This window comes from Pseudokineococcus sp. 5B2Z-1 (genome assembly GCF_037482305.1).
Lineage (GTDB): Bacteria > Actinomycetota > Actinomycetes > Actinomycetales > Quadrisphaeraceae > Pseudokineococcus.
In genome coordinates, this window is record NZ_JBBHZG010000005.1 from 177461 (window position 1) to 178345 (window position 885).

At 79.8% G+C, this 885-nt stretch carries 1 protein-coding gene; it reads right to left on the reverse strand.

The window, feature by feature from the left end:
* Positions 1-127: 127 nt before the first annotated feature.
* On the reverse strand, positions 128-637 hold the full coding sequence (locus WDV85_RS13780) for a class F sortase (RefSeq protein WP_339571173.1): 510 nt from the start codon (positions 635-637) through the stop codon (positions 128-130).
* Positions 638-885: the final 248 nt, after the last annotated feature.

Sequence of the window (885 nt, forward strand, 5' to 3'; positions counted from 1 at the left end):
AGAACCTCGTCGTCACGGCAGAGCTGGAGGCCGACGCGGCCCGCTGATCCCCGCCGGGCGCAGGAGCCGTCCACGGGCGTGACCGTGCACGGTCACGCCCGTGGACGGCTCCTGCGCCCGGCGGGGATCAGCGGGCCGCGTCGGCCTCCAGCTCTGCCGTGACGACGAGGTTCTCGGTGGAGCGGCCGCCGTCCTCGCGCTGGAAGCACGTGATGAGCACGAGGCGGCCCGGGTGGACGGCCCAGACCTCGTCGGCGTCCGGGAGCTCGCCCTTGCCGTAGCGGCGGACGTCGGTGACGGCGTACTCCGCCGTGCCGGACGGGGTCTCGACCTCGACGACGTCCCCGGGGCCCACCGCGCCGCCCCGGAAGTCGGCGTCGAGCAGCGGGTCGAAGGCGGCCTCGCCGCGGCTCCACGAGTGGGCGGCGATGTAGACGGTGTTGTCCGGCGCGGAGGCCCCCGCCCCCGGCTGGCCGTACGGGTCGATCCAGTAGGCGTCCGTCATCGTGGGCGGGTTGATGGCGCCGCCGTCCGGCTCCAGGGGGTGCACGGGCAGGTCGATGCCGACCGCGGGCACGCGCAGGCGGACGTCGGCGTCCGCGGCCAGGGCCGGCACCGCCGTCGGCTGCGGCTCCACCGCCGTGGGCTGCGGCTCCCCCGCCGGGGCGGTGACCCCCTCCGCGCGCGGGGCCACGGTGAGGGCGGGCTCCGGCGCGGGGGCGCCCTGCGCCGACGTGCCGGCGGCCCCGGGCTCGGGCTCCTCCCCCGTCAGGCCCGCGGTGAGGAGGCCGCCCCCCGTGACGGCCAGCAGCCCCGCCGCGACCAGCGCCGCAGCGCGCCGCGGGGGGGGGGGGGGGGGGGGGGGGGGGGGGGGGGGGGGGGGGG